The sequence below is a fragment of the Pseudomonas reactans genome (assembly GCF_013385825.1).
Taxonomy (GTDB): Bacteria; Pseudomonadota; Gammaproteobacteria; order Pseudomonadales; family Pseudomonadaceae; genus Aquipseudomonas; species Aquipseudomonas reactans.
The window spans coordinates 262,876-284,412 of the sequence record NZ_JACAPG010000002.1 but is presented as its reverse complement, the minus strand read 5'-3'; the positions used below and the strand labels follow the sequence as shown (position 1 = coordinate 284,412).

12 protein-coding genes and 3 pseudogenes are annotated in these 21,537 nt (G+C 60.6%); 7 read left to right on the top strand and 8 right to left on the bottom strand.

The window, feature by feature from the left end:
- Positions 1 to 200 precede the first annotated feature (200 nt).
- Positions 201 to 416 carry a DUF6124 family protein gene (locus tag HX868_RS01270; RefSeq protein WP_016979219.1) on the top strand — a complete coding sequence of 72 codons (216 nt, stop codon included), beginning with the start codon at positions 201 to 203 and terminating at the stop codon, positions 414 to 416.
- A 121-nt stretch (positions 417 to 537) separates the two neighbouring features.
- On the opposite strand, the gene trxC is transcribed toward HX868_RS01270, so the two are convergent.
- Positions 538 to 978: a thioredoxin TrxC gene (gene trxC / locus HX868_RS01265; protein WP_177001644.1), complete on the bottom strand. Its 441-nt coding sequence runs from the start codon at positions 976 to 978 to the stop codon at positions 538 to 540.
- A gap of 82 nt (positions 979 to 1,060) precedes the next feature.
- Between trxC and HX868_RS01260 the strand changes: the two genes are divergently transcribed.
- The gene (locus tag HX868_RS01260) at positions 1,061 to 1,462 is read left to right on the top strand and encodes a helix-turn-helix domain-containing protein (RefSeq protein ID WP_177001643.1); all 402 of its coding nucleotides are present in this window, start codon (positions 1,061 to 1,063) and stop codon (positions 1,460 to 1,462) included.
- A 6-nt stretch (positions 1,463 to 1,468) separates the two neighbouring features.
- Here HX868_RS01260 and selO read toward each other — a convergent pair whose 3' ends face one another.
- From selO to HX868_RS31135, 5 genes and pseudogenes are all read right to left on the bottom strand, one after another.
- Positions 1,469 to 2,932 carry a protein adenylyltransferase SelO gene (gene selO, locus HX868_RS01255; protein ID WP_177001642.1) on the bottom strand — a complete coding sequence of 488 codons (1,464 nt, stop codon included), beginning with the start codon at positions 2,930 to 2,932 and terminating at the stop codon, positions 1,469 to 1,471.
- 48 nt (positions 2,933 to 2,980) lie between these two features.
- Entirely contained in the window at positions 2,981 to 6,364 is a 3,384-nt protein-coding gene (gene mscK, locus HX868_RS01250; protein WP_177001641.1) for a mechanosensitive channel MscK, read from the bottom strand.
- Positions 6,365 to 6,414: 50 nt separating this feature from the next.
- Positions 6,415 to 8,157: a potassium/proton antiporter gene (locus tag HX868_RS01245; protein WP_177001640.1), complete on the bottom strand. Its 1,743-nt coding sequence runs from the start codon at positions 8,155 to 8,157 to the stop codon at positions 6,415 to 6,417.
- A 158-nt stretch (positions 8,158 to 8,315) separates the two neighbouring features.
- Positions 8,316 to 8,915, bottom strand: a pseudogene (locus HX868_RS31140) (methyl-accepting chemotaxis protein); the annotation flags it as partial.
- Between the two features lie 303 nt (positions 8,916 to 9,218).
- A pseudogene (locus HX868_RS31135) lies at positions 9,219 to 9,875 on the bottom strand (MCP four helix bundle domain-containing protein); the annotation flags it as partial.
- Positions 9,876 to 10,219: 344 nt separating this feature from the next.
- Between HX868_RS31135 and HX868_RS01235 the strand changes: the two are divergent.
- The gene (locus HX868_RS01235) at positions 10,220 to 10,450 is read left to right on the top strand and encodes a hypothetical protein (protein WP_016977201.1); all 231 of its coding nucleotides are present in this window, start codon (positions 10,220 to 10,222) and stop codon (positions 10,448 to 10,450) included.
- On the top strand, positions 10,447 to 10,740 hold the full coding sequence (locus HX868_RS01230) for a cell division protein ZapA (protein WP_016977202.1): 294 nt from the start codon (positions 10,447 to 10,449) through the stop codon (positions 10,738 to 10,740). Before HX868_RS01235 ends, HX868_RS01230 begins: the two co-directional genes overlap by 4 nt.
- On the opposite strand, the gene HX868_RS01225 is transcribed toward HX868_RS01230, so the two are convergent.
- Both HX868_RS01225 and putA read right to left on the bottom strand, forming a co-directional pair.
- Positions 10,737 to 12,539: an acyl-CoA dehydrogenase gene (locus HX868_RS01225; protein ID WP_177001638.1), complete on the bottom strand. Its 1,803-nt coding sequence runs from the start codon at positions 12,537 to 12,539 to the stop codon at positions 10,737 to 10,739. The genes HX868_RS01230 and HX868_RS01225 overlap by 4 nt on opposite strands.
- Positions 12,540 to 12,753: 214 nt before the next feature.
- The gene (gene putA / locus HX868_RS01220) at positions 12,754 to 16,707 is read right to left on the bottom strand and encodes a trifunctional transcriptional regulator/proline dehydrogenase/L-glutamate gamma-semialdehyde dehydrogenase (protein WP_177001637.1); all 3,954 of its coding nucleotides are present in this window, start codon (positions 16,705 to 16,707) and stop codon (positions 12,754 to 12,756) included.
- Between the two features lie 29 nt (positions 16,708 to 16,736).
- Here putA and HX868_RS01215 point away from each other — a divergent pair, with 29 nt between their 5' ends.
- The 3 genes and pseudogenes from HX868_RS01215 to HX868_RS01205 form a co-directional block, all read left to right on the top strand.
- Positions 16,737 to 17,045: a hypothetical protein gene (locus tag HX868_RS01215; protein WP_177001636.1), complete on the top strand. Its 309-nt coding sequence runs from the start codon at positions 16,737 to 16,739 to the stop codon at positions 17,043 to 17,045.
- Between the two features lie 121 nt (positions 17,046 to 17,166).
- A complete protein-coding gene (gene putP / locus HX868_RS01210) occupies positions 17,167 to 18,651 on the top strand; it encodes a sodium/proline symporter PutP (protein WP_177001635.1) in 1,485 nt (494 codons plus the stop codon).
- A gap of 204 nt (positions 18,652 to 18,855) precedes the next feature.
- Positions 18,856 to 20,844 (top strand): annotated as a pseudogene (locus tag HX868_RS01205) (type VI secretion system Vgr family protein); the annotation flags it as partial.
- Between the last annotated feature and the right edge of the window lie 693 nt (positions 20,845 to 21,537).

Below are 21,537 nucleotides of genomic sequence, written 5' to 3'. Positions count from 1 at the left end.
TGAATTCTCAGTGGTCGGGTTTAGTAGCCCGTGTTGAGACGTACAGCAAAATCGTCGATCAGGACCTTCCTGAATTTGATGGTGGCTGTACGGAGGGCGCTCTTGAGCGCGCCGGTTGCGTCTCCCGGTCTACTAACCTGCGTACAGCTGCCACCCCCGTTTAGTAGCGGTCGGTTGCGGCTCCTGCTCGGAGACGATCCATGGTTAACCTTTATACCGTCACCCCCAACCTCCCCACCGAAACCCTAGTCCTCAACAGCTACGAAACCTTCTCCTCCGTCCGCACCCTGTTGCTCAACCTGTCCAACGACCTCACCGGCGAACACCGCGACGTGGCGCTGGCGATCCATCAATTGAGCGAACTGGGCGTACTGCTGGTCGGCCAGATGATGGACCGTGAAGCCCCACTGCCCTAAGTTGAAACACCGTCACTGTAGGAGCGAGCTTGCTCGCGAAAAACGTCAACGATAACGCGGGCAACCTGATTTGCTGCGGCGCCTGCGCGTTCTTCGCGAGCAAGCTCGCTCCTACAGGGAATCAGGCTGACACCCCCTGGCTACGCAACCAACTCATCAACTGCGGCAACGGAAACGCCCCGCTCTGGCGCGCCACTTCGCGGCCGTTCTTGAACAGAATCAAACTGGGAATCGAACGAATCCCCAACTGCGCCGACAACTGCTGATTGGCCTCGCTGTCCAGCTTGGCCAACCGGCACTTGCCCGCCAACTGCCCAGCCGCCTGTTCGAACACCGGTGCAAACGATTTACACGGCCCACACCAGTCGGCCCACACATCCACCAGCAACGGCAAATCGCCTTTGACCTGGCTGGCGTAGTCGCCTTGCTTCAGCTCAAACGGTTTGTTCAGTAAAACCGGCTGCTTGCAGCGCCCGCATTTGGGCGCATCACGCAGGCGTTCACCGGGGATGCGGTTGAGGCCGTTGCAGTGGGGGCAAGGGATTACAAGAGGTTCGGACATCGGGGGCTCCTAGGGTGTGGCCATTGGGTTCAATCTGGAGCCGGGAATGCGGTTTATCAAGACCAGATAAAAAGGACAACACATGAACGACGATCTAAAGCTGGCTATTGAGCACTGGCGCTTTGTTTCATCGCTGCTGACCAAGCCCCAATCTGAGGCCGACTATGACGCCTTGGCCGGGTCGCTTAATGAGCTACTGGATATCGTTGGAGAAGACGAAGGTCACCCACTTATGGGGCTGGTGGACATCATAAGTGACTGGATCGAAGCCTACGATCATGAGCATTGGCCGATGCCTGTTGCCAGTGGCGTTGATGTGTTGCGTTTTATGATGCAAGAGCATGGCTTGACCCAAGGCGATCTGCCGGGTGTAGGCCCGCAGTCCGCCGTTTTGGAAATCCTGAGCGGCAAGTGCCAGCTCAACATACGTCAAATTCGTTGGCTGGCCGAGCGATTCGGTGTTTCAGTAGAAACCTTCATCTAAAGGTTTTTACGACGAACAACTAATCTCCAAATGCTTCCCCCAATCCGGCGGCCGCTGCGCGTATTGCTCCATGCCCACCTGCTCCTCAAACGGCTTGGAAAGCACTTCGTGCAGCCGCCTCACCTCGCTGTAGTCCCCAGATTCGGCGGCCGCGATGGCGTTTTGCGCAAGGTAGTTGCGCAAGATATACAGCGGGTTCACCGCGTGCATCCGCGCACGGCGCTGTTCCTCGCTGTAGTCACCATCCCGTGCAACACGCGCCTTGTACTGCTCGGCCCAGGCATCAAACCCGGCCAAGTCGACAAAGTCATCGCGCAGCCGCGCCACGGCCAACGCCGCCGACTCGTCGCCCAGACGGCGGAAGAACAGGGTGTAATCCACGCCGCTGTTCTGCATCAGCTTCAATAACGGCTCGACCAGTTGCTGGTCATCGTCCTCGGCGGTGGTCAGCCCCAAGCGGCGGCGCATCAGGTCCAGGTAGTTCGCCTGATATAACGGCAGATACAGCCCGAGCGCCTCTTTCAAGGCGTCGACGCTGATAAACGGCGTCAGTGCTTGCGCCAATGCACTCAAGTTCCACTGCCCGATGGGCACCTGATTGCTGAAGGAATAACGCCCTTCGTGATCCGAGTGGTTGCAAATGAAGTGCGCGTCAAAATCATCCAGAAACGCAAACGGCCCGAAGTCGAAGGTAATGCCGAGGATCGACATGTTGTCGGTGTTCATCACGCCATGACAGAAGCCATAAGCCTGCCATTTGGCGATCAGCTCAGCGTTGCGTTCGACGATTTTGCGGAACATCGCCAAGTACGGCTCGGGCTGTTCGCGGCACTCGGGGTAGTGCAGGTTCAATACGTGTTCGGCCAGCAGCGCCTGCTGTTCGGGCTTTTTGGTGTAGTAGAAGTATTCGAAATGCCCGAAGCGGATATGGCTGTGTGCCATGCGCAATACCATCGCGCCGCGTTCCTGCTTCTCACGCCACACCGGGGTGTCGGAGCCGATCACGCACAGCGCGCGGCTGCTGGGGATGCCCAGCGCGTGCAGCGCTTCGGAGGCCAGGAACTCGCGGATCGACGAGCGCAACACGGCGCGACCATCGCCCATCCTTGAGTAAGGCGTCATCCCTGCGCCCTTGAGGTGCAGGTCCCAGTGTTCGCCGGCTGCGTTGTACACCTCGCCCAGCAACAAGCCACGGCCATCACCCAGTTGCGGGGTGTAGCCGCCGAACTGATGTCCGGAATAGACCATCGCCCGGGGTTCCGCCTCGGCCCACAGCTTGTGCCCGCCAAACAGCTCGGCAAATAACGGCGTTTCGGCCACGGCCGGGTCAAGGTCCAGCAGGGCCATGGCGGCCTCGCTTGCCACGACCAGGCGCGGCGCGTCGAGGGGCTCTGGCAATACGTGGGTCGAGAACGCGTCGCCCAGGCGTGCGAAGCGGTTGTCGAAGGTCAGTTCGTCGAGGGCTTTCACCGGCCATCTCCAGCAGAATGTCCGAGCATTCTGCTGGGGATAGCGCGGTTAGTCGAGTTTGCTCGGTGGCGGTTCCGGCGCGTCGTCGACTTTGCCGGGTGGCGGCTCGGGGGCATCTTGCTCTGTCGCAGGCCCGACGAGGGTCTTGCGGTCATCTTCGACCGGCACCAGTTTGTATTCCTGGCCATGCATGTTCTTCAGGTACACCTCCATCTGCCGGAACGAGATGTTGATGTGCTGCTTCTTGAACTCACGGTTGATGTAGCGGTTGACCTCGTCGAGCACCGGGTTACGGTCACCCAGGTCGCGCACGTGCATGCGCAGTTCGTGGTCGAGCGTGCTTTCGCCGAAATTGAGGAAGTACACGTGGGGTTCTGGTTCTTTCAGGACCCGTGGGTTTTCCCTGGCAGCCTTGAGTAGTAGTTCCTTCACCAGGTCCAGATCCGAGCCGTAGTCCACGCCCAGTTTCAGGGTGACGCGGGTGATGGTGTCGGTCAGCGACCAGTTGATCAGTTGCCCGGTGATGAACGTCTTGTTCGGAACAATGATGTCCTTGCGGTCAAAGTCAGTGATCGTGGTGGCGCGGATGCGGATCTTGCTCACCGTGCCCGACAGGTTGCCGATGGTGATGGTGTCGCCGATGCGCACCGGGCGTTCGAACAGGATCATGATGCCGGAGATGAAGTTCGCGAAGATCTCCTGCATACCAAAGCCCAAGCCCACCGACAGCGCCGCCACCAGCCATTGCAACTTGTCCCAGCTCACGCCGAGGGTGGACAGGGTGGAGACGAAGCCGACGCCGGCAATCACATACGACAGCAGCGTGGTGGTCGCGTAGGCACTGCCCTGGGCCAGGTCCAGCTTGGACAGCACCAGCACTTCGAGCAGGCCGGGCAGGTTGCGCGCCAGGGCGAAAGTGATGCCGATGATGATCAAGGCGCCGAGCAAGTCGCCGATGCTGATCGGCACCATGCTGATATTGGCGCCGGTGCCACTGGTGTATTCGTACAACGTGACGTTATCCAAATACGAAAACACCGAGATCAGGTCAGACCATACCCAGTACAGCGCGGCAATAAAGCCGCCGAGCAAGGCCAGGCGGATCAGGCGCATGGACTGTTCGTTGACCTGTTCGATGTCCAGGGTCGGTTCTTCGATCACTGCTTCGCCGTCGCCAGCTTCCTTGGCGGCCTGGCGTTTGGCCAGGGCGCGCGCATAGGCCAGGCGCCGGGCGGCAACGCCCAGGCCGCGAACGAAAGTGGCCTCGATCACCAGCCAGAACATCAGCAGGTACAGGGTGTTGATCAGGCGGTCACTGAGCTTGAGCGCGGTGTAGTAGTAGCCAAAGCACACGGCGATAAACAGCGCGACCGGCAGCGCGGTAAACAACAGGCCCACGGCTTTGCGGAACAGCGAGGCTTTTTCATGGGTCGGGCTGTTGAGCAACAGGCGACCGAGCAGCCAGGCCATCAGCGCGTAGCAGGTGAGCACCACGCCGATGCCCAGCACGTCATCGGCCAGCGCCGCCGGTTGGTGTTCGGCGATGGCCACCACGGCCACCAGCGCCAGTACCACCAACCCGAGCTTGCGCACCCAGCCTTGCAGGAATTCGACCTGAGGCTTTTCCCAACGGAAGTGCAGTTCCGCCACGCCACCCGGCGCCAGGATGCGATAAGCGGTGTAGAACACCAGCCAGGCCTGGGCGATCTGCAGCAGCGCCGAGCCGAGGTTGGCATTCTGCCCACGGGCGTCGATCTGCAGCGCGTAGCCGCACAGTGCCAGTCCCAGGGACACCGGCATCGCCAGCAGAATATTGATCAGGATGGCCTGCGGCGTGTGCCACTGGCTGTCACGCTTGAAGTGGCCGATGTCCAGGTGGACCTTGTTCAGGCGCTGGTACAGGTTTTTGCGGCGCCACAGCAGCGCGCCGATCAACAGCAGCAGTGGCAGGAACAGCAGTGGGCGCTGGGTCAGGCCGTCATACAGTTCGCTGACGCTGGAGGCCCAGGGCAAGGTGGCGACTTGCTTGCTCAGGTGCGTCGGCACCGTTTCCAGCCATTCGGTGTCCAGCGGCTTGTTGCTGGGGATCCAGAACATCTGCTCATCCAGCGTCGCGCGCAGGGTGGTGGCGGTGCTGAGCAGTTGTTTCTGGTTCAGTTGCAGGGTGATGGATTCATTGAGCAGCGCGCTCAGCTCACGGCTCAGGCGCTCCAGCAGGTCGCTGCGAGTGATCGCCAGTTCCAGCAGGGTACGGCGCAGTTGCGGGGTGACGTCTTCCGGCGCTTGGTTCGCCAGCAAGTTATCCACATAGGCGCTCGGCGAACTGATCAGTTCGCGTTGCTGGTTGACCTCGAACTGGTACAGGCGAATGTTGGCGATGTCGTCCGCCAGGTCGCGGTCCACGGTCAGGCGTGGCAAGGCTTGTTTCTGTTTGTAGAGGATCTTGGACAGCAACAGGCTGCCCTTGAGCACGTTGATCTGCTCGTCCAGGGCCGAGTCGCTCTGGGTTACGGTGTCCAGTTGCTGCTTGGTTTTCAGGTTCTTCTGGGTCAGATCGTTGAGGCGGTCGGTGCTTTTGAGCAGGTAGTCGGACAGCTTCAGGTTGGCCGCGCTTTCCGTGGCCAGCAGGCTGCTGCCGCCGGCTTTTTGCGCTTCGATGGACTGCTGGGTCACCGTTTGTTGGGACTGGGCCAGGCGTTTCTGGTTGATCAGGGTTTGCAGGTCCTGGATCTCTTGTTCCAGGCGCGCGGTTTTTTCCATCACCAGGTCGTGTTGGCTGTTGCCCAGGTCTTGCAGTTGGCTGTTGCCGGCCAGTTCCTGGCGGCGCAGCGGGATCAGTGCGTTGAGGGCGGCCAGTTCGGCATTGAGTTGGTTGCGCTGGTCGCCGCTGAGGGTCTTGCCGTTGTCCTTGCCGGCCTTGAGGATCGAGTTGATCTGCAGGATGCGCGTCTGGCTGCTGCTGATTTCGGTCTGGGCGCGCTCGGGGCGGGTCTGGGCGGCGATGGACAGGCTGTTGGCGTCGGCCAGTTCTTTTTGCAGGTCACCTTGCTGGGTGGTGCGTTGCACCAGCAACTGCTCAAGCTGCGGCACCGGCAGGGTGGCGTAGCGCTGGGCGACCGGGATGATTTTGGTGGCCTTGAGCCGGGTCAGTTCGCGCTGGTTGTCGGCGGTCTCGCGCGGTGCGTCTTCCAGCTGGCGCTTGAGGTCGACCAGGCGCTGCTCGTAATCCTGCTTGTTGCCCAGGTACGTCAGCGTCTGCTGCAGGATCGTCTGCAGGGCCTTCATGTCGGCGTCGGGCAGCTTGCGGTCGGGCAGCTTGTCCAGGGTTTGCTGGATGGAATCGGCGCTGGGTGGGTCGGCCGCGTGAACGGTGCCGACACAAAGGGTCAGGCCCAGCAGGGCAGTGGCGAGGAACGTGCGCAGGGTAGGCATAGAGACCGGTCTTGCAAGGTGAAGAATCGGGGGCGTCGTCGCCCCGCAGTTTAGAGGAAGAGTCCGGGGCCCGGGCGACTTCCTTCGGGGAATCTGACGCCCACTTTGCCGATCTTGTTCCCGTCCATGACCGCGACGGTCCAGATGGTGTTGTTCCATTCCACCTGGTCGCCGACGATAGGCGCGCCGCCGACTTTCTGGGTGATGAAGCTGCTCAGCGGCATGTCCGGGTCGATGCCGTCCAGCTTCAGCCCGTACAGCGCGGAAACCGCGCCCAGCTGGGCGTCGCCTTCCAACACAAAGTCGCCGAAGAAGCGCAGGTCCAGACCCCGTTGCGGTGCCTGGCTGAAGAGCTTGCCCAGTGCCGGAAGGTTGTGTTCATGGCCGATCACACAGAGCAAATCGCCGACTTCCAACACCGTACTACCCGACGGATGGAGCAGTTGCTGGCCACGGAACAGCGCGGCGATCCGCGTGCCTTCGGGCATTTTCAGCTCACGCAGGGCGGCGCCGATGCACCATTTTTCCGCGCCCAGGCGGTAGACGAAAAGCTCCCACTCGCTGGTGACATGCACTTCCAGCGCGGCACGGGAAATCGGCGCCGGGTCCGGCGGTACCGTGACTTTAAGCAGCTTGGCCACCCACGGCAGGCTCGTGCCCTGCACCAGCAGCGACACCAGCACGATAAAGAACGCCAGGTTGAAGTACAGCTGCGCATGGGGCAGACCGGCCATCAGCGGGAACACCGCCAGAATGATCGGCACCGCGCCGCGCAGGCCCACCCAGGCGATAAAGGCCTTTTCACGACCGTGGAACGCTTTGAAAGGCAGCAGGCCGACCATCACCGACAATGGCCGTGCAAACAGGATCATCCACAGCGCCAGACCCAGCGCCGGCAGTGCAATCGGCAGCAAGTCATGGGGCGTGACCAGCAGGCCCAGTACCAGGAACATGCCGATCTGTGCCAGCCAGGCCATGCCGTCGAGCATATGCAAAATGCCATGACGGCTGCGCACCGGGCGGTTGCCGATCACCAGGCCGCACAGGTACACGGCGAGGAAGCCGCTGCCGTGCAAAGCGTTGGTCACCGCGAACACGAACAGGCCGCCGGCGATCACCAGGATGGGGTACAGGCCGGTGGCCAGGTTGATGCGGTTGACCATTTGCAGCATCAGCCAGCCGCCGCCCAGGCCGACCACGCCGCCGATGCCGAACTCGCGCACCAAGTGAGTCAGCAGGCTCCAGTGCAGGCCGGTCTGGCCGCTGGCCAGCATGTCGATCAAGGTGACGGTGAGGAACACCGCCATGGGGTCGTTACTGCCGGATTCGATTTCCAGGCTCGCGGTGACCCGTTCGTTGAGGCCCTTGCCACCGAGCAGCGAGAACACTGCCGCGGCGTCCGTGGAGCCGACAATCGCGCCAATCAACAAGCCTTGGATGATATTGAGGTCAAACAGCCAGGCCGCGGCCATGCCGGTGAGGCCGGTGGTAATCAACACCCCCACCGTGGCCAGCGACAACGCTGGCCAGAGTGCCACGCGGAAACTTGCCACCCGTGTGCGCAAACCGCCATCGAGCAGGATTACGGCCAGGGCGAGGTTGCCCACCAGGTAGGCGGTTGGGTAGTTATCAAAGATGATGCCGCCGCCATCGACGCCGGCAACCATGCCCACGGCCAGGATGATCACCAATATCGGGATCCCCAGGCGGGACGAAAGAGAACTCACCAGAATGCTCGCACTCACCAGCAACGCGCCGATCAAGAACAGGCTGTTGATGGTCGTCGCATTCAAAGGCAGTACTCCATGAGCAAACAAGACGGGGCGCAAACTGACCATGCAGTCTGCGTGCCAGCGATTCTAACCTGTTGAATTGCTGCGCTGTCAAAAAGCTTTTGTGGGGTCAATCCTGTAGGAACCGGGGGGGACGCCTACAGGGTGGGATTAGTCAGTTAGAGGCGAAAACGCCCGACCATCCCATTCAAATCCACCGCCAGGCGCGACAGCTCACTGCTCGCCGCACTGGTCTGGCTGGCGCCGGTCGCCGATTGCACCGACAGATCGCGGATGTTCACCAGGTTGCGATCCACTTCCCGCGCCACCTGGGCCTGTTCTTCCGCTGCGCTGGCGATGACCAGGTTGCGTTCGTTGATCTCGACGATCGCGGTATTGATGGTATCCAGCGACATCCCGGCGCCTTTGGCGATGTTCAGCGTCGATTCGGCGCGTTCGGTGCTGTTGCGCATCGAATCCACCGCGTGTTCGGTACCGGCCTGGATACTGCCGATCATCCGCTCGATCTCGCTGGTCGATTGCTGGGTGCGATGGGCCAGGGCGCGCACTTCGTCCGCCACCACCGCAAAACCGCGACCGGCTTCACCGGCACGTGCCGCTTCAATCGCCGCGTTCAGGGCCAGCAGGTTGGTCTGGTCGGCCAGGCCGCGAATCACGTCGAGCACTTTGCCGATGTCGCGCGACTCATTGGCCAGGTCGCCAATCAAGGTGGCGGTGGCTTGCACATCGCCGCTCATGCGCTCGATAGCGCTGACGGTTTCCTGCACCAGGTCACGGCCATCACCGGCGGAGGTGGTGGCGTTGCGCGACGCTTCAGAGGTGCTCACCGCATTGCGGGCGACTTCTTCGACGGCACTGGTCATCTCGTTCACCGCGGTGGCGGCTTGTTCGATTTCGTTGTTCTGCTGGGTCAGGCCGCGCGCGCTTTCGTCGGTGACGGCGTTCAGCTCTTCCGCAGCAGATGCCAGTTGGGTCGCTGAGCCGGCAATGCGTTGCAGAGTGTCGCGTAGTTTGTCCTGCATCTTGGCCATGGCGGCCAGCAGGCGCCCGGCTTCGTCGTTGCCGTCGACCTTGATCGGCCGCGTCAGGTTGCCTTCGGCCACTTCTTCGGCTGCTTCCAAGGCCTGGGAGATGGGCAGGGTGATGCTGCGGGTCAGCAGCCACGCAAACAGCAGTGTCAGCAGGGTGGCGATCACCAGCAGGCTCACCACCATGTTGAAGGCCATGTTGTATTGGTCTTCGGCGTCTTTATTGGTAGCCAGGGCCATCTTGTTGTTGATGTCCAGCAGGCGGGTGAGCACGGCGTTGACCTGCTCGGAGTTGCTCAGCAGTTCGGTGTTGAGCAGGGCGCGCAGCTCTTCCACTTGATTGGCGCGCGACAGGCTCTTCATGCGCTCTTCAATCTGATGGTACTGGCCCAGCAGGCGTACGTATTCGTCGTAGGTCGAGCGCTCTTCGCTGCTCTCGATGAGTTTTTCGTAGATGCCCTGGGCCGTGCGAATCTGCTGATTACGCAGCTCAAAGGCTTCCAGGGTTTTTTGCTGAACCTCCGGCTCGCGGTTGGTCAGCAGGCGGTACGACAGCACGCGCAGGCGCAGGGTCAGCTGGGTGAATTCATCGAGCGCACGAATGCTTGGCACGCTGGACAGGGTGATGTCTTCGGTGGCGCCACGGATCTTGCTCATCTGGTTCAGGGCAAACACACCGAGAAACAACATCAATGCGCCAATAAACGCGAAGCCGAGGAAGGCCCTCGGAGCGATATTCATATTACGAAGCGACATGCGGGAATCCTGGGGGAGAAGCGCGATCCGTGCGGCCATGAGACGGGGTGTCCCTCTCTATCGGTCGTACGACTAAAGTCTAAAGGGGCGTGTGCGGTTTTGTCGCATCTGACGAGGGGTTTCGCGGATTCAGGAACCAGATCCGGTAAATGCAGTCACTAAGGCTCGAAAGTGCGGCCCGGCCCTTAAAAATCGGGCTGCGCGCCGGGGATAACCCTGGCATCCGAGGTGAATTTTCTTTATCGTCACCGCCCTTTGAAAAAGCCCGAGAAATCAAAATGTTAGAAGCATCCCTCAGCCAATTGGAACAACTGGTCAGTGACCTCGTACAGCAGAACCAGGATCTGTTGGGCACCAACGAATCCCTCAAGGCGGAACTGGCCCGCGCCAAGGATGAGAACGACAGCCTGCAACTGAACCTGATGGAACAGGAAGAAAAGCACGGCGCCACCGCCGCACGTATCCAGGCGCTGGTTGAGCGTGTGAGCGCAGGGCCTGTCGGCGCATGAGTGAAGGGATAAAGGTCGTTTCGATTCTCGGAGAGGATTACTCGATCAAGGCTCCGGCCGGGGAAGAGAAAACCCTGATGCACGCCGTGACCCTGCTCAAGGCGTCCCTGGCCACCACCAAGAAGAAGTACCCGACCCTGATCGGTGACAAGCTACTGGTGCTGGCGGCGCTGAACCTGTGCGCTGAGCAGATCGAAATGCAGCAGGCGCACCAGCAGGAACTCGACCGTTACCAAGAGCAAGTCAGCGCCACGGTCGATGTGATTTCCAAGGCGATCGGAACGCCTTAGAACCACTCATCTTGCATGCCGAGGCACGTGTCATCGCGGGCCTCCAAGATTGCCAGTTCATGATGGCAGCTCGGCACTTCCCAGGTCAGGAAGTACCGGGCAGCCTGGAGCTTGCCTTTATAGAAGGCCGCATCCGCCGCATTGCCCTTGGCCAAGCCTGCTTCGGCGTGAATCGCCTGTTCCAGCCAGCGCCAGCCAATTACCGTATGCCCGAACACCTTCAAGTACAGCGCTGAGTTCGCCAGGCTGCTGTTGACCTTGCCGTGGGCGAGATCCGTCAGCAAACCGATGGTGACGCTTTGCAGGCGGTTGACCAGCTGTTCCAGCGCTTCCCTCAGCGCGGTGAGGCTTGGGTATTCCTGGGCACGGGCGCCGGTTTCGGCGATCAGTCGGATGAGTTGCTTCAAGCCTGCGCCGCCATTCTGCGCCAGCTTGCGCCCGAGTAGATCCAGGGACTGGATACCGTGGGTGCCTTCGTGGATCGGGTTCAGGCGGTTGTCGCGGTAATACTGCTCCACCGGGTATTCGCGGGTGTAGCCGTGGCCGCCGAGAATCTGGATCGCCAGTTCGTTGGCCTTGAGGCAGAACTCCGACGGCCAGGATTTGACGATGGGCGTGAGCAGGTCCAGCAGTTCGTGGGCTTGTTTGCGTTCGGTTTCGGTGGCCAGGGTGGTGGTGTCGTCGAACAGCCGCGCGGCGTAGAGGCCGAGGTCGAAGGCACCTTCCACGTAGGATTTTTGGGTGAGCAGCATGCGTTTGATGTCCGCGTGCTGAATGATCGAGACCGGCGCGGTCGTGGGATCTTTACTGTCGGGCAGGCGACCTTGCGGGCGTTCGCGGGCGTACTCCAAGGAGTAGAGGTAGCCGGCGTAACCGAGCATGACCGCGCCCATGCCGACACCAATCCGCGCCTCGTTCATCATTTGGAACATGCAGCTCAACCCCTGGTGCGGTTTACCCACCAGATAGCCGACGCAATTCCCGTTATCGCCGAAGTTCAGCGCGGTGGACGTGGTGCCCCGCCAGCCCATCTTGTGGAACAGCCCCGCCAGCAATACATCGTTGCGCTCGCCCAGGCTGCCGTCGTCGTTGACCAGGAATTTGGGCACGATAAACAACGAAATGCCCTTCACCCCGGCCGGCGCGTCCGGCAGTTTGGCCAGCACCATGTGCACGATGTTCTCCGACAGCGGGTGGTCGCCGCCGGAGATGAAGATCTTGTTGCCCTTGAGTCGATAGGTGCCGTCGGCCGCAGGCTCTGCGCGTGTACGAATATCCGACAGCGAAGAACCGGCGTGGGGTTCGGTGAGGGCCATAGTGCCGAAGAAACGGCCGTCAATCATCGGTTGCAGGAAGCGTTGTTTTTGGTCCTCAGTGCCGAAGCTTTCGATCAGGTTGGCGGCGCCCATGGTCAGGAACGGATAGGAAGTGGATGCCGCGTTGGCCGACTGGAAGTGTGCAAAACAGGCTTGGGACAGCAGGGTCGGCAGTTGCATGCCGCCGGCTTCGAAGCTGCGCGCGGCGTTGAGGAAGCCGGCTTCCAGGAAGGCGTCCACGGCGGGTTTCACCTCCGGAATCAGGATGGCCTTGCCGTCTTCGTAGCGCGGTTCGTTTTCGTCGTTCTTGCGGTTGTGAGGGGCGAAGTACTTTTCCGCGATGTTACGCGCGGTGCTGATGGCCGCATCGAAGGTTTCACGATTGTGTTCGGCAAACCGCTCGCGCTGGGTCAGGCCCTCGGCATCGAGGACTTCGTACAGCTCGAAAGCCAGATTGCGGGAACTGAGCAGCGTCTCGGACATGGCGGATTACCTATGTGGGAATAGGGCCGAGTCTAGGTGGGTAAATAGAGGCTGGATAGCAAGATTGATTTGGGTGATGGAGGTGTAAAACAACAGCGCAAGGCTTGCGCAGTCCATGTGGGAGCTGGCTTGCCTGCGATGGCATCGCTGCGGTCTGTCAGTAGCACCGCGTCGCTTGCATCGCAGGCAAGCCAGCTCCTACAAGGGGAGGGTGTTAGCCGATGGTCATCAGGCTGGCGTTACCGCCCGCGGCTGCGGTGTTGACGCTCAACGCCCGCTCGATCACCAAACGCTCCAGCGCAATCGCCGTCTCGCCTTGCGACAAGCCATGCACGCCGACAATCGCCCCACCACGCTGCGCCACTTGCTGGCACACCGCACGCAATTGATCGGAATCACCGTGATGCAGGACTGCGTCGAACACTACGTCGTCTTTGGACCAGTCGGCCACGCGCTTGATCTTCGCCTGAATCTCTTTAGGCAGGCGTGGGAACAAGGCCTTGGTCAGGTCAGATTCCGGCCATACCGCCGAACCGCCCACGGCCAGTACCGCCGCCAGTTGCGTCAGCAGATCGCCTTCCACTTCCGCCAGGCACAGTACGTGCTCGCGGGGCAGGATGGCGTAGCTGTTGCGTTCGCCGGTCGGGCCGGCCAGTTGGCGGGTGATACCGCTTTGCGATTGCGCGGCGAACTGGCTGCACAGGGCGCTCAGGTCGCTGAACTTATTGCTGTCGGCCCAGGTTTTCAGGGCGGTCAGCGGCTGGCTCATGGCATCGCGCAGGCGCACGTCCGGCGCGGCCAATGCGTCGCCGCGTACGAAGGATTGCTCGATGGCATCCGTAGGACGCGTCGACAGCAGGCGGTACAGGTACAGCGGGCCACCGGCTTTCGGGCCAGTGCCCGACAGGCCTTCGCCGCCGAACGGTTGCACGCCGACCACAGCGCCCACGATGTTGCGGTTCACATAGACGTTACCGGCATGGACGTTGTCGATCACCTTGGCGATGGTCTCGTCGATACGGGTATGCACGCCCAGGGTCAGGCCGTAGCCGGAAGCGTTGATCTGGCCGATGAGCTGGTCAATCTCTTTACGCTTGTAGCGCACCACGTGCAGCACCGGGCCGAAGATCTCCCGTTGCAGTTCGTCGAAGCTTTCCAGCTCGATCAGGGTCGGCATCACGAAGGTGCCACGCTTGATCTCTTCACCATCGGCAATCGCCACTTGATACACAGTGCGGCCTTTGTCGCGCATGGCCTGGATGTGTTTCTCGATGCCGGCCTTGGCTTCGGCGTCGATCACCGGGCCGATGTCGACGGACAGGCGCTCTGGGTTACCCAAGCGGCATTCCGCCATGGCGCCCTTGAGCATTTCGATGACACGGTCTGCCGAATCTTCCTGCAGGCACAGCACACGCAGGGCCGAGCAGCGTTGGCCGGCACTGTCGAAGGCCGAGGACACCACGTCGATAACCACTTGTTCGGTCAGCGCCGAGGAGTCGACGATCATCGCGTTCTGGCCGCCGGTTTCGGCGATCAGCGGGATCGGACGACCCTGGGCATCCAGACGGCCGGCGACGTTGCGTTGCAGCAGACGCGCCACTTCGGTAGAGCCGGTGAACATCACGCCTTTGACGCGATCATCCCCCACCAGGCGGGCACCCACGGTTTCGCCCTGGCCCGGCAGCAGTTGCAGCACGCCTTCCGGAATGCCGGCTTCCAACAAGATGCGCACGGCTTGCGCGGCCACCAACGGTGTTTGCTCGGCCGGCTTGGCCAGTACCGGGTTACCGGCGGCCAGTGCGGCGGCGACTTGGCCGCTGAAGATGGCCAGCGGGAAGTTCCACGGGCTGATGCACACCACCGGGCCCAGTGGGCGGTGGGCGTCGTTGGTGAAATCGTTGCGTGCCTGCACCGCGTAATAGCGCAGGAAGTCTACGGCTTCACGCACTTCGGCGATGGCGTTGGCGAAGGTCTTGCCAGCTTCGCGGGCCAGCAGGCCCATCAGCGGCTGGATCTCGCCTTCCATCAGGTCGGCGGCACGTTCCAGGATGGCGGCGCGCTCGGCGGGTGGGGTGGCCTGCCAGATCGGACCGGCGCTGATGGCGCATTGAATGGCATTGTCGACGTCTTCAACGGTAGCTTCTTGCACATGGCCGACCACATCACGCAGGTCGGACGGGTTCAGCACCGGCGCCGCCGCTTGCTCGCTGGAGGCGCAACCGAGCATCGGCGCGGCTTTCCAGTTGTTATGAGCGGTGGCCAGCAAAGCGCAGGACAGTGACGCCAAGCGGTGTTCGTTGGCCAGGTCGATACCGGCCGAGTTGGCGCGGTCGCTGCCGTACAGGTCGCGCGGCAATGGAATGCGCGGGTGCGGCAGGCCGAAACCGCCTTCCTGTGTAGCCATTTGCTCGATGCTGGCCACTGGATCGGCCACCAGCTCCTGGATCGAGATGGATTGGTCGGCAATGCGGTTGACGAAGGAGGTGTTCGCGCCGTTTTCCAACAGGCGACGGACCAGATAAGCCAGCAATGTTTCGTGAGTGCCAACTGGTGCGTACACCCGGCATGGACGGTTCAGCTTGCCATCGGCAACCTTGCCTACAACTTGTTCGTAGAGCGGTTCGCCCATGCCGTGCAGGCATTGGAATTCGTACTGGCCGGGGTAATAGTTCTGACCGGCGATATGGTAGATGGCCGACAGGGTGTGGGCGTTGTGCGTGGCGAACTGCGGGTAGATGACTTCCGGCACCGACAGCAGTTTGCGTGCGCAGGCAATGTAGGAAACGTCGGTGTACACCTTGCGGGTGTAGACCGGGTAGCCTTCCAGGCCTTCGACCTGGGCGCGCTTGATTTCGCTGTCCCAGTACGCGCCTTTCACCAGGCGGATCATCAGGCGATGACGGCTGCGACGCGCCAGGTCGATGACGTAGTCGATCACATACGGGCAACGCTTCTGGTAGGCCTGGATCACGAAACCGATGCCGTTCCAGCCGGTCAGTTGCGGCTCGAAGCACAGGCGCTCCAGCAGGTCCAGGGACAGCTCCAGGCGGTCGGCTTCTTCGGCGTCGATGTTCAGGCCGATGTCGTATTGCTTGGCCAGCAGGGTCAGGGACAGCAGGCGCGGGTACAGCTCGTCCATCACACGCTCGTACTGCGCACGGCTGTAGCGCGGGTGCAGGGCCGACAGCTTGATGGAAATGCCCGGGCCTTCATAAATCCCACGGCCGTGGGAGGCTTTGCCGATCGAATGGATGGCTTGTTCGTACGAGGCCAGGTACTTCTGCGCGTCGTGCTCAGTCAGCGCGGCCTCACCGAGCATGTCGTAGGAATAGCGGAAGCCCTTGGCTTCGAACTTGCTCGCGTTGGCCAAGGCTTCGGCGATGGTTTCGCCGGTGACGAACTGCTCGCCCATCAGGCGCATGGCCATGTCGACGCCCTTGCGGATCATCGGCTCGCCGCTCTTGCCGATGATGCGGCTCAGGGACGAAGTCAGGCCCGCTTCGTTGTGGGTGGCGACCAGTTTGCCGGTCAGCAGCAGGCCCCACGTAGCAGCGTTGACGAACAGCGACGGGCTATTGCCCAGGTGTGGCTGCCAGTTACCCGTGCTGATCTTGTCGCGGATCAGCGCGTCGCGGGTGCCCTTGTCCGGGATGCGCAGCAGCGCTTCGGCCAGGCACATCAGTGCCACGCCTTCCTGGGACGACAGGGAAAATTCCTGCAGCAGGCCCTGGACAATACCGGCACGGCCGCCAGCACTTTTCTGGTTACGTAGTTTTTCAGCGATCGAGGCGGCCAGCTTGTTGGTGGCTTCGGCCATCGGGGCCGGCAGGCGAGCCTGTTCGATCAGCATCGGCACCACTTCCGGCTCAGGACGGCGGTAAGCGGCGGTGATCGAAGCGCGCAATACGGATTGCGGCAGGATGCTCTCGGCGAACTCAAGGAAGCACTGGTGGGCGTGGTCGGTCTGGACCTCGCCTGCATCGTCGGCGTCCTTGCTGCTCAAACCATTGAGTTCGGTCAGGGTTGCACCACCCTCCAGTTTCTCCAGGTAATTGAAAATCGCCTGCTTGATCAGCCAGTGCGGCGTGCGATCAATGGAGGTCGCGGCAGCCTTCAGGCGCTCGCGGGTCGGGTCGTCGAGTTTGACCCCAAGGGTGGTCGTAGCCATTTTCTTATCCTCATGGGTGCCACTACCGAGTGGCATCAGCTGGCGGCAAGATTAGCTTTGCGCATGCAGAGGTGCAACCGGGTGCAACCCTTTTTATTCAGGAAATTTTCGATCGTGATCGGGAAAAAACACACCGTCGACGGATTGCGCTCTGCCTTGGTGCGTTTGCTTCTGAGATCGGCTGTTCTTGCTCCGAAAAGGAGCAAAAACAGGCTGTTTTCCACAAAACACATCAAGGTGCAACTTATTCTCGCGAAACTGGTTGCACCTTATTTGCTTTGTTGAATAGCATTCGCGCCCAAGGTGCAACCACCTCAACGAGTCGGTTCATCGGCTGACGGCTTTCCTGGGGAAACGTCAGTCATAAATGCGCGGCACGCAGCTACGTCTACCTACTTCCAGTGGGTGGCCGTCTGACAGACCGCTGCTACATAAAAACAAAGCCAGGGCGTCACTCTTATGAGCGTTAGTAATCCAACCCTGATCACGTTTGTGATCTACATCGCAGCAATGGTGCTGATCGGCTTCATGGCCTATCGCTCCACCAACAACCTTTCCGATTACATCCTGGGCGGTCGCAGCCTCGGTAGCGTGGTGACTGCCTTGTCGGCCGGCGCTTCCGACATGAGCGGCTGGTTGTTGATGGGCCTGCCGGGCGCGATCTACATGTCTGGCCTGTCGGAAAGCTGGATCGCCATCGGCCTGATCGTCGGCGCTTACCTCAACTGGCTGTTCGTGGCCGGTCGCCTGCGGGTCCAGACCGAGCACAACGGTGACGCCCTGACCCTGCCGGATTACTTCTCCAGCCGTTTCGAAGACAAGAGCGGCCTGCTGCGGATCATCTCCGCTGTGGTGATCCTGGTGTTCTTCACCATTTACTGCGCCTCCGGCATCGTCGCCGGCGCCCGCCTGTTTGAAAGCACCTTCGGCATGTCCTACGAGACTGCCTTGTGGGCCGGTGCTGCAGCGACTATTGCTTACACCTTCGTCGGTGGTTTCCTGGCCGTGAGTTGGACAGATACCGTACAAGCTACGCTGATGATTTTTGCGCTGATCCTCACGCCGATCATCGTGCTGCTGGCCACCGGTGGCGTCGACACCACGTTCCTGGCCATCGAAGCCCAGAACCCTGACAACTTCAACATGCTGAAAAACACTTCGTTTATCGGCATCATCTCGCTGATGGGCTGGGGCCTGGGTTACTTCGGCCAGCCGCACATCCTCGCGCGTTTCATGGCGGCGGATTCGGTGAAGTCGATTGCCAAGGCGCGTCGCATCTCCATGGCCTGGATGATCCTGTGCCTGGGCGGCACCGTGGCGGTGGGTTTCTTCGGTATCGCTTACTTCTCGGCGCACCCGGAAGTGGCAGGTCCCGTGACCGAAAACCACGAACGCGTATTCATCGAGTTGGCCAAGTTGCTGTTCAACCCATGGATTGCCGGTGTACTGCTGTCGGCCATTCTGGCGGCCGTGATGAGCACTTTGAGCTGCCAACTGTTGGTGTGCTCCAGCGCCCTGACCGAGGATTTCTACAAAACCTTCCTGCGCAAAAACGCCTCCCAGGTTGAGCTGGTATGGGTCGGCCGCCTGATGGTGCTGCTGGTTGCACTGATCGCCATCGCCATGGCCGCCAACCCGGAAAACCGCGTACTGGGCTTGGTGAGCTACGCCTGGGCCGGCTTCGGCGCCGCGTTCGGTCCTGTGGTGCTGATCTCGGTGATCTGGAAAGGCATGACCCGCAACGGCGCACTGGCCGGTATCCTGGTCGGCGCTATCACCGTGATCGTGTGGAAACACTTTGAGCTGCTGGGCCTGTACGAAATCATCCCAGGCTTCATCTTCGCCAGCCTGGCGATCTACTTCGTGAGCAAGATGGGCGCACCGACTGCCGGTATGGTCGAGCGTTTTGATGCTGCGGAAAAAGACTACAATCTCAATAAGTAATTCGCTGGGTGTTTAGCGCCAAGTGAGTTGGAAGAAAGGCCCGCGTCCTACGGATTGCGGGCCTTTTTTTACCTGTGATTTACGTCGGTCTGAAGAAGATTCAGACGCGTCTGTGTAGGGCTTTACTGATTTATCTGGGGCATGCTCAGCCAGGGGGAGTCGTGATGCAGAATCGGTCCTCCACACCTAGCAGAGAAACACCGGATGTTCGCTCCTGCCAATCAAAGCGCCTTTACCCTGACCCTCGATGGGAAGCCCAGTGAGTTCCAGGTCCACGGGTTCATGGGGGATGAGTTTGTTAGCCTGCCTTTTCGCTTTGACCTTGAGCTGGTCAGTGAGCAATCCGATCAAGACCTTGAGAGCCTGCTACACCGCCAAGCGTTCCTGGGCTTTGACGCCCATGGTCATGGGGTTCATGGTCTGGTGTATCGGGTGGCGCAGGGCGATTCGGGCAGACGCCTTACCCGTTACCAGATCACGCTGGTGCCGCAGTTGGCTTATCTGGAACACAGCACCCATCAGCGAATTTTCCAGAAAAAAACAGTACCCGAGATCATTGCGCAGGTATTGGAAGCGCAGGCTATCCAAAGTGATGCCTTTGCGTTTCAACTGAGCGGCAAGTATCCCGAGTGTGAATACTGTGTGCAGTTCGGTGAAACCGATCTGGAGTTCATTCAGCGTCTATGCGCCGAATCGGGCATTCACTATCACTTCCAGCACAACCCTGAGCGACACCTGTTGGTGTTTGGCGACGATCAAAGTGTTTTTGCGCGGCCTGATCAATCCACGCCGTATTCGCCTGGTACCGGGATGGTTGCCGACGAGCCAGCGATCAAGCGCTTTATCCTGCGGCTGAAGACGCGTACCACCGGTGTGAACCTGCGTGACTACGATTTCAAGAAGCCTGGCCTGACGTTGGAAAGCGAAGCATCCAGTCGGCTGCGGCCCACCCTGGACGACCAGCGCTACCCGGGGTACTTCACGGATCGTGAGCAGGGTAAGTATCTGGCGCAACGCTTATTGGAGCGTCATCGCAGCGATTACCGTCAGGCCAGCGGCGCCAGCGACCAGCCAGCGTTGGTGACTGGGCAGTTCTTGAAGATGACTGGGCACCCTCGTCAGGAATGGAATGATTTGTGGCTGGTTACCCAGTTGCACCATGTAGGGCACCAACCTCAAGTGCTTGAGGAGTCTGTTGGCGATGAGTCGCCTCAAGGCTACAGCAATGAATTTGTTGTAACGCCTTGGGACGTAGCGTTTCGAACACCTCTGATTATGTCCCGGCCTCAAATAGCGGGTTACCAGAACGCAGTGGTGACCGGCCCTGCCGACAGCGAAATCCATTGCGACGAATACGGTCGGGTCAAGGTGCAGTTGGCGTGGGATCGCGATGGGGAACATAACGACCATTCCAGCTGTTGGCTGCGGGTTGCCAGCGGTTGGGCGCATGATCGTTATGGGGCGGTATTGATCCCTCGGGTCGGTATGGAAGTGCTGGTGGGCTTCGTGAATGGCGACATGGATATGCCGCTGGTCATGGGCTGCCTGCCCAACGCGGCCACCCAGGTGCCCCTCGATCTGCCTGCGGACAAGACCCGCAGCATCTTCCGCAGCCAGAGCAGCCCCGGCGGTGGTGGCTACAACGAGCTGCGCATCGAGGACCGCAAGGGGGCCGAGGAAATCTACCTGCGTGCCCAGCGGAATTGGACGCAGCATGTGCTGCATGACCAGCAGGTGCAGGTTGATAACGCGCGTCGGGTGAGGGTCGGGGGTGAGTCGCACCATGAGCTGCAGGGCGATGAGCAGCGCATCACCCATGGCAATCGGCTGACCGAACTTAAGCAGGATGATCACTTGATGGTCGGTGGTTCGCAGCAGATGCGCGCCGGGCGGACAGTTCAGATTGGCGCGGGGCAAAGCGTTGTTATTGACGCCGGTGCCACCGTCACGATTCAGGCGGGCGGGCAGTCGATCACTCTTTCAGCCAGCGGTATTTTCAGCAGTGTGCCGATTCAGCTCGGCGGTGCACCTGCTCCGCCCGCAGCACCGTTGATACCCGGAGTAAAGGAAAAGCTGCTGGCGGTCGTCCCCGCACCGCTAAGTACCGCGCAAGTGGCCAGCCTGAAGCGAAGTGCGCCGTTTTGTGAAGAATGTGAACGTTGCAAAAACGGTCAATGTGATCTCGCGCAACATGGCGGTAAAGGAGCGGGAGCTAAGGCTGCCAAAGCCTCAGACGTCGAGCCGGGGTTCCATATCGTGCAGCGTGCGATGTCTCGGGATGCGTTGGAAAAAACGTTGTTCGAATCGCCCAGTGCGATCGTCCTGGAACGTTTTCGCAACCTCAATCCGCAGCTCACGCATTACGCCAGGCCGGGGCAGATGCTCGTCCTTAGCGATCCGCTCAATAGCCAATGCACGCGCGAAGAAGCGCTGCTGATGGAGGCGGCACGGGAAGTGAACGACGCCATGACGCTGATGAGCGATGACGAGGCGGCGTTCATGGTGGAGCACCAGCAAGAGATTGGTGCGTTGTTGGCGCAGAGTTCTACGGCGGTGGGGATTGGATCAAGCATGGTGGCAAGTCATTTAACGCGGGCCCAGTCCATCCTCGTCCATCTTGAAAATTTGCACGTCAAAACGTTCCAGGCCCGGGGCAATCTGCAAGGCGCAGAATTTTTCGCTGAGCGTCAGAAACTATTAACTCGACTAGATAACAGTCTCGGGCCTCTGGTACGCAAAGGCGCAGGCGTTTCCGATCATCCAAAGCTCAAAAGCGCATTGGGGATTTCCAGTCGCAGCCTGGTTCATCATTGGAGTAAAGCCGGTGTATCAGGAGGGATTCCTGGGTATGCGACGCATATTCAGGGTGTGGCGCGGGCGAGTCAG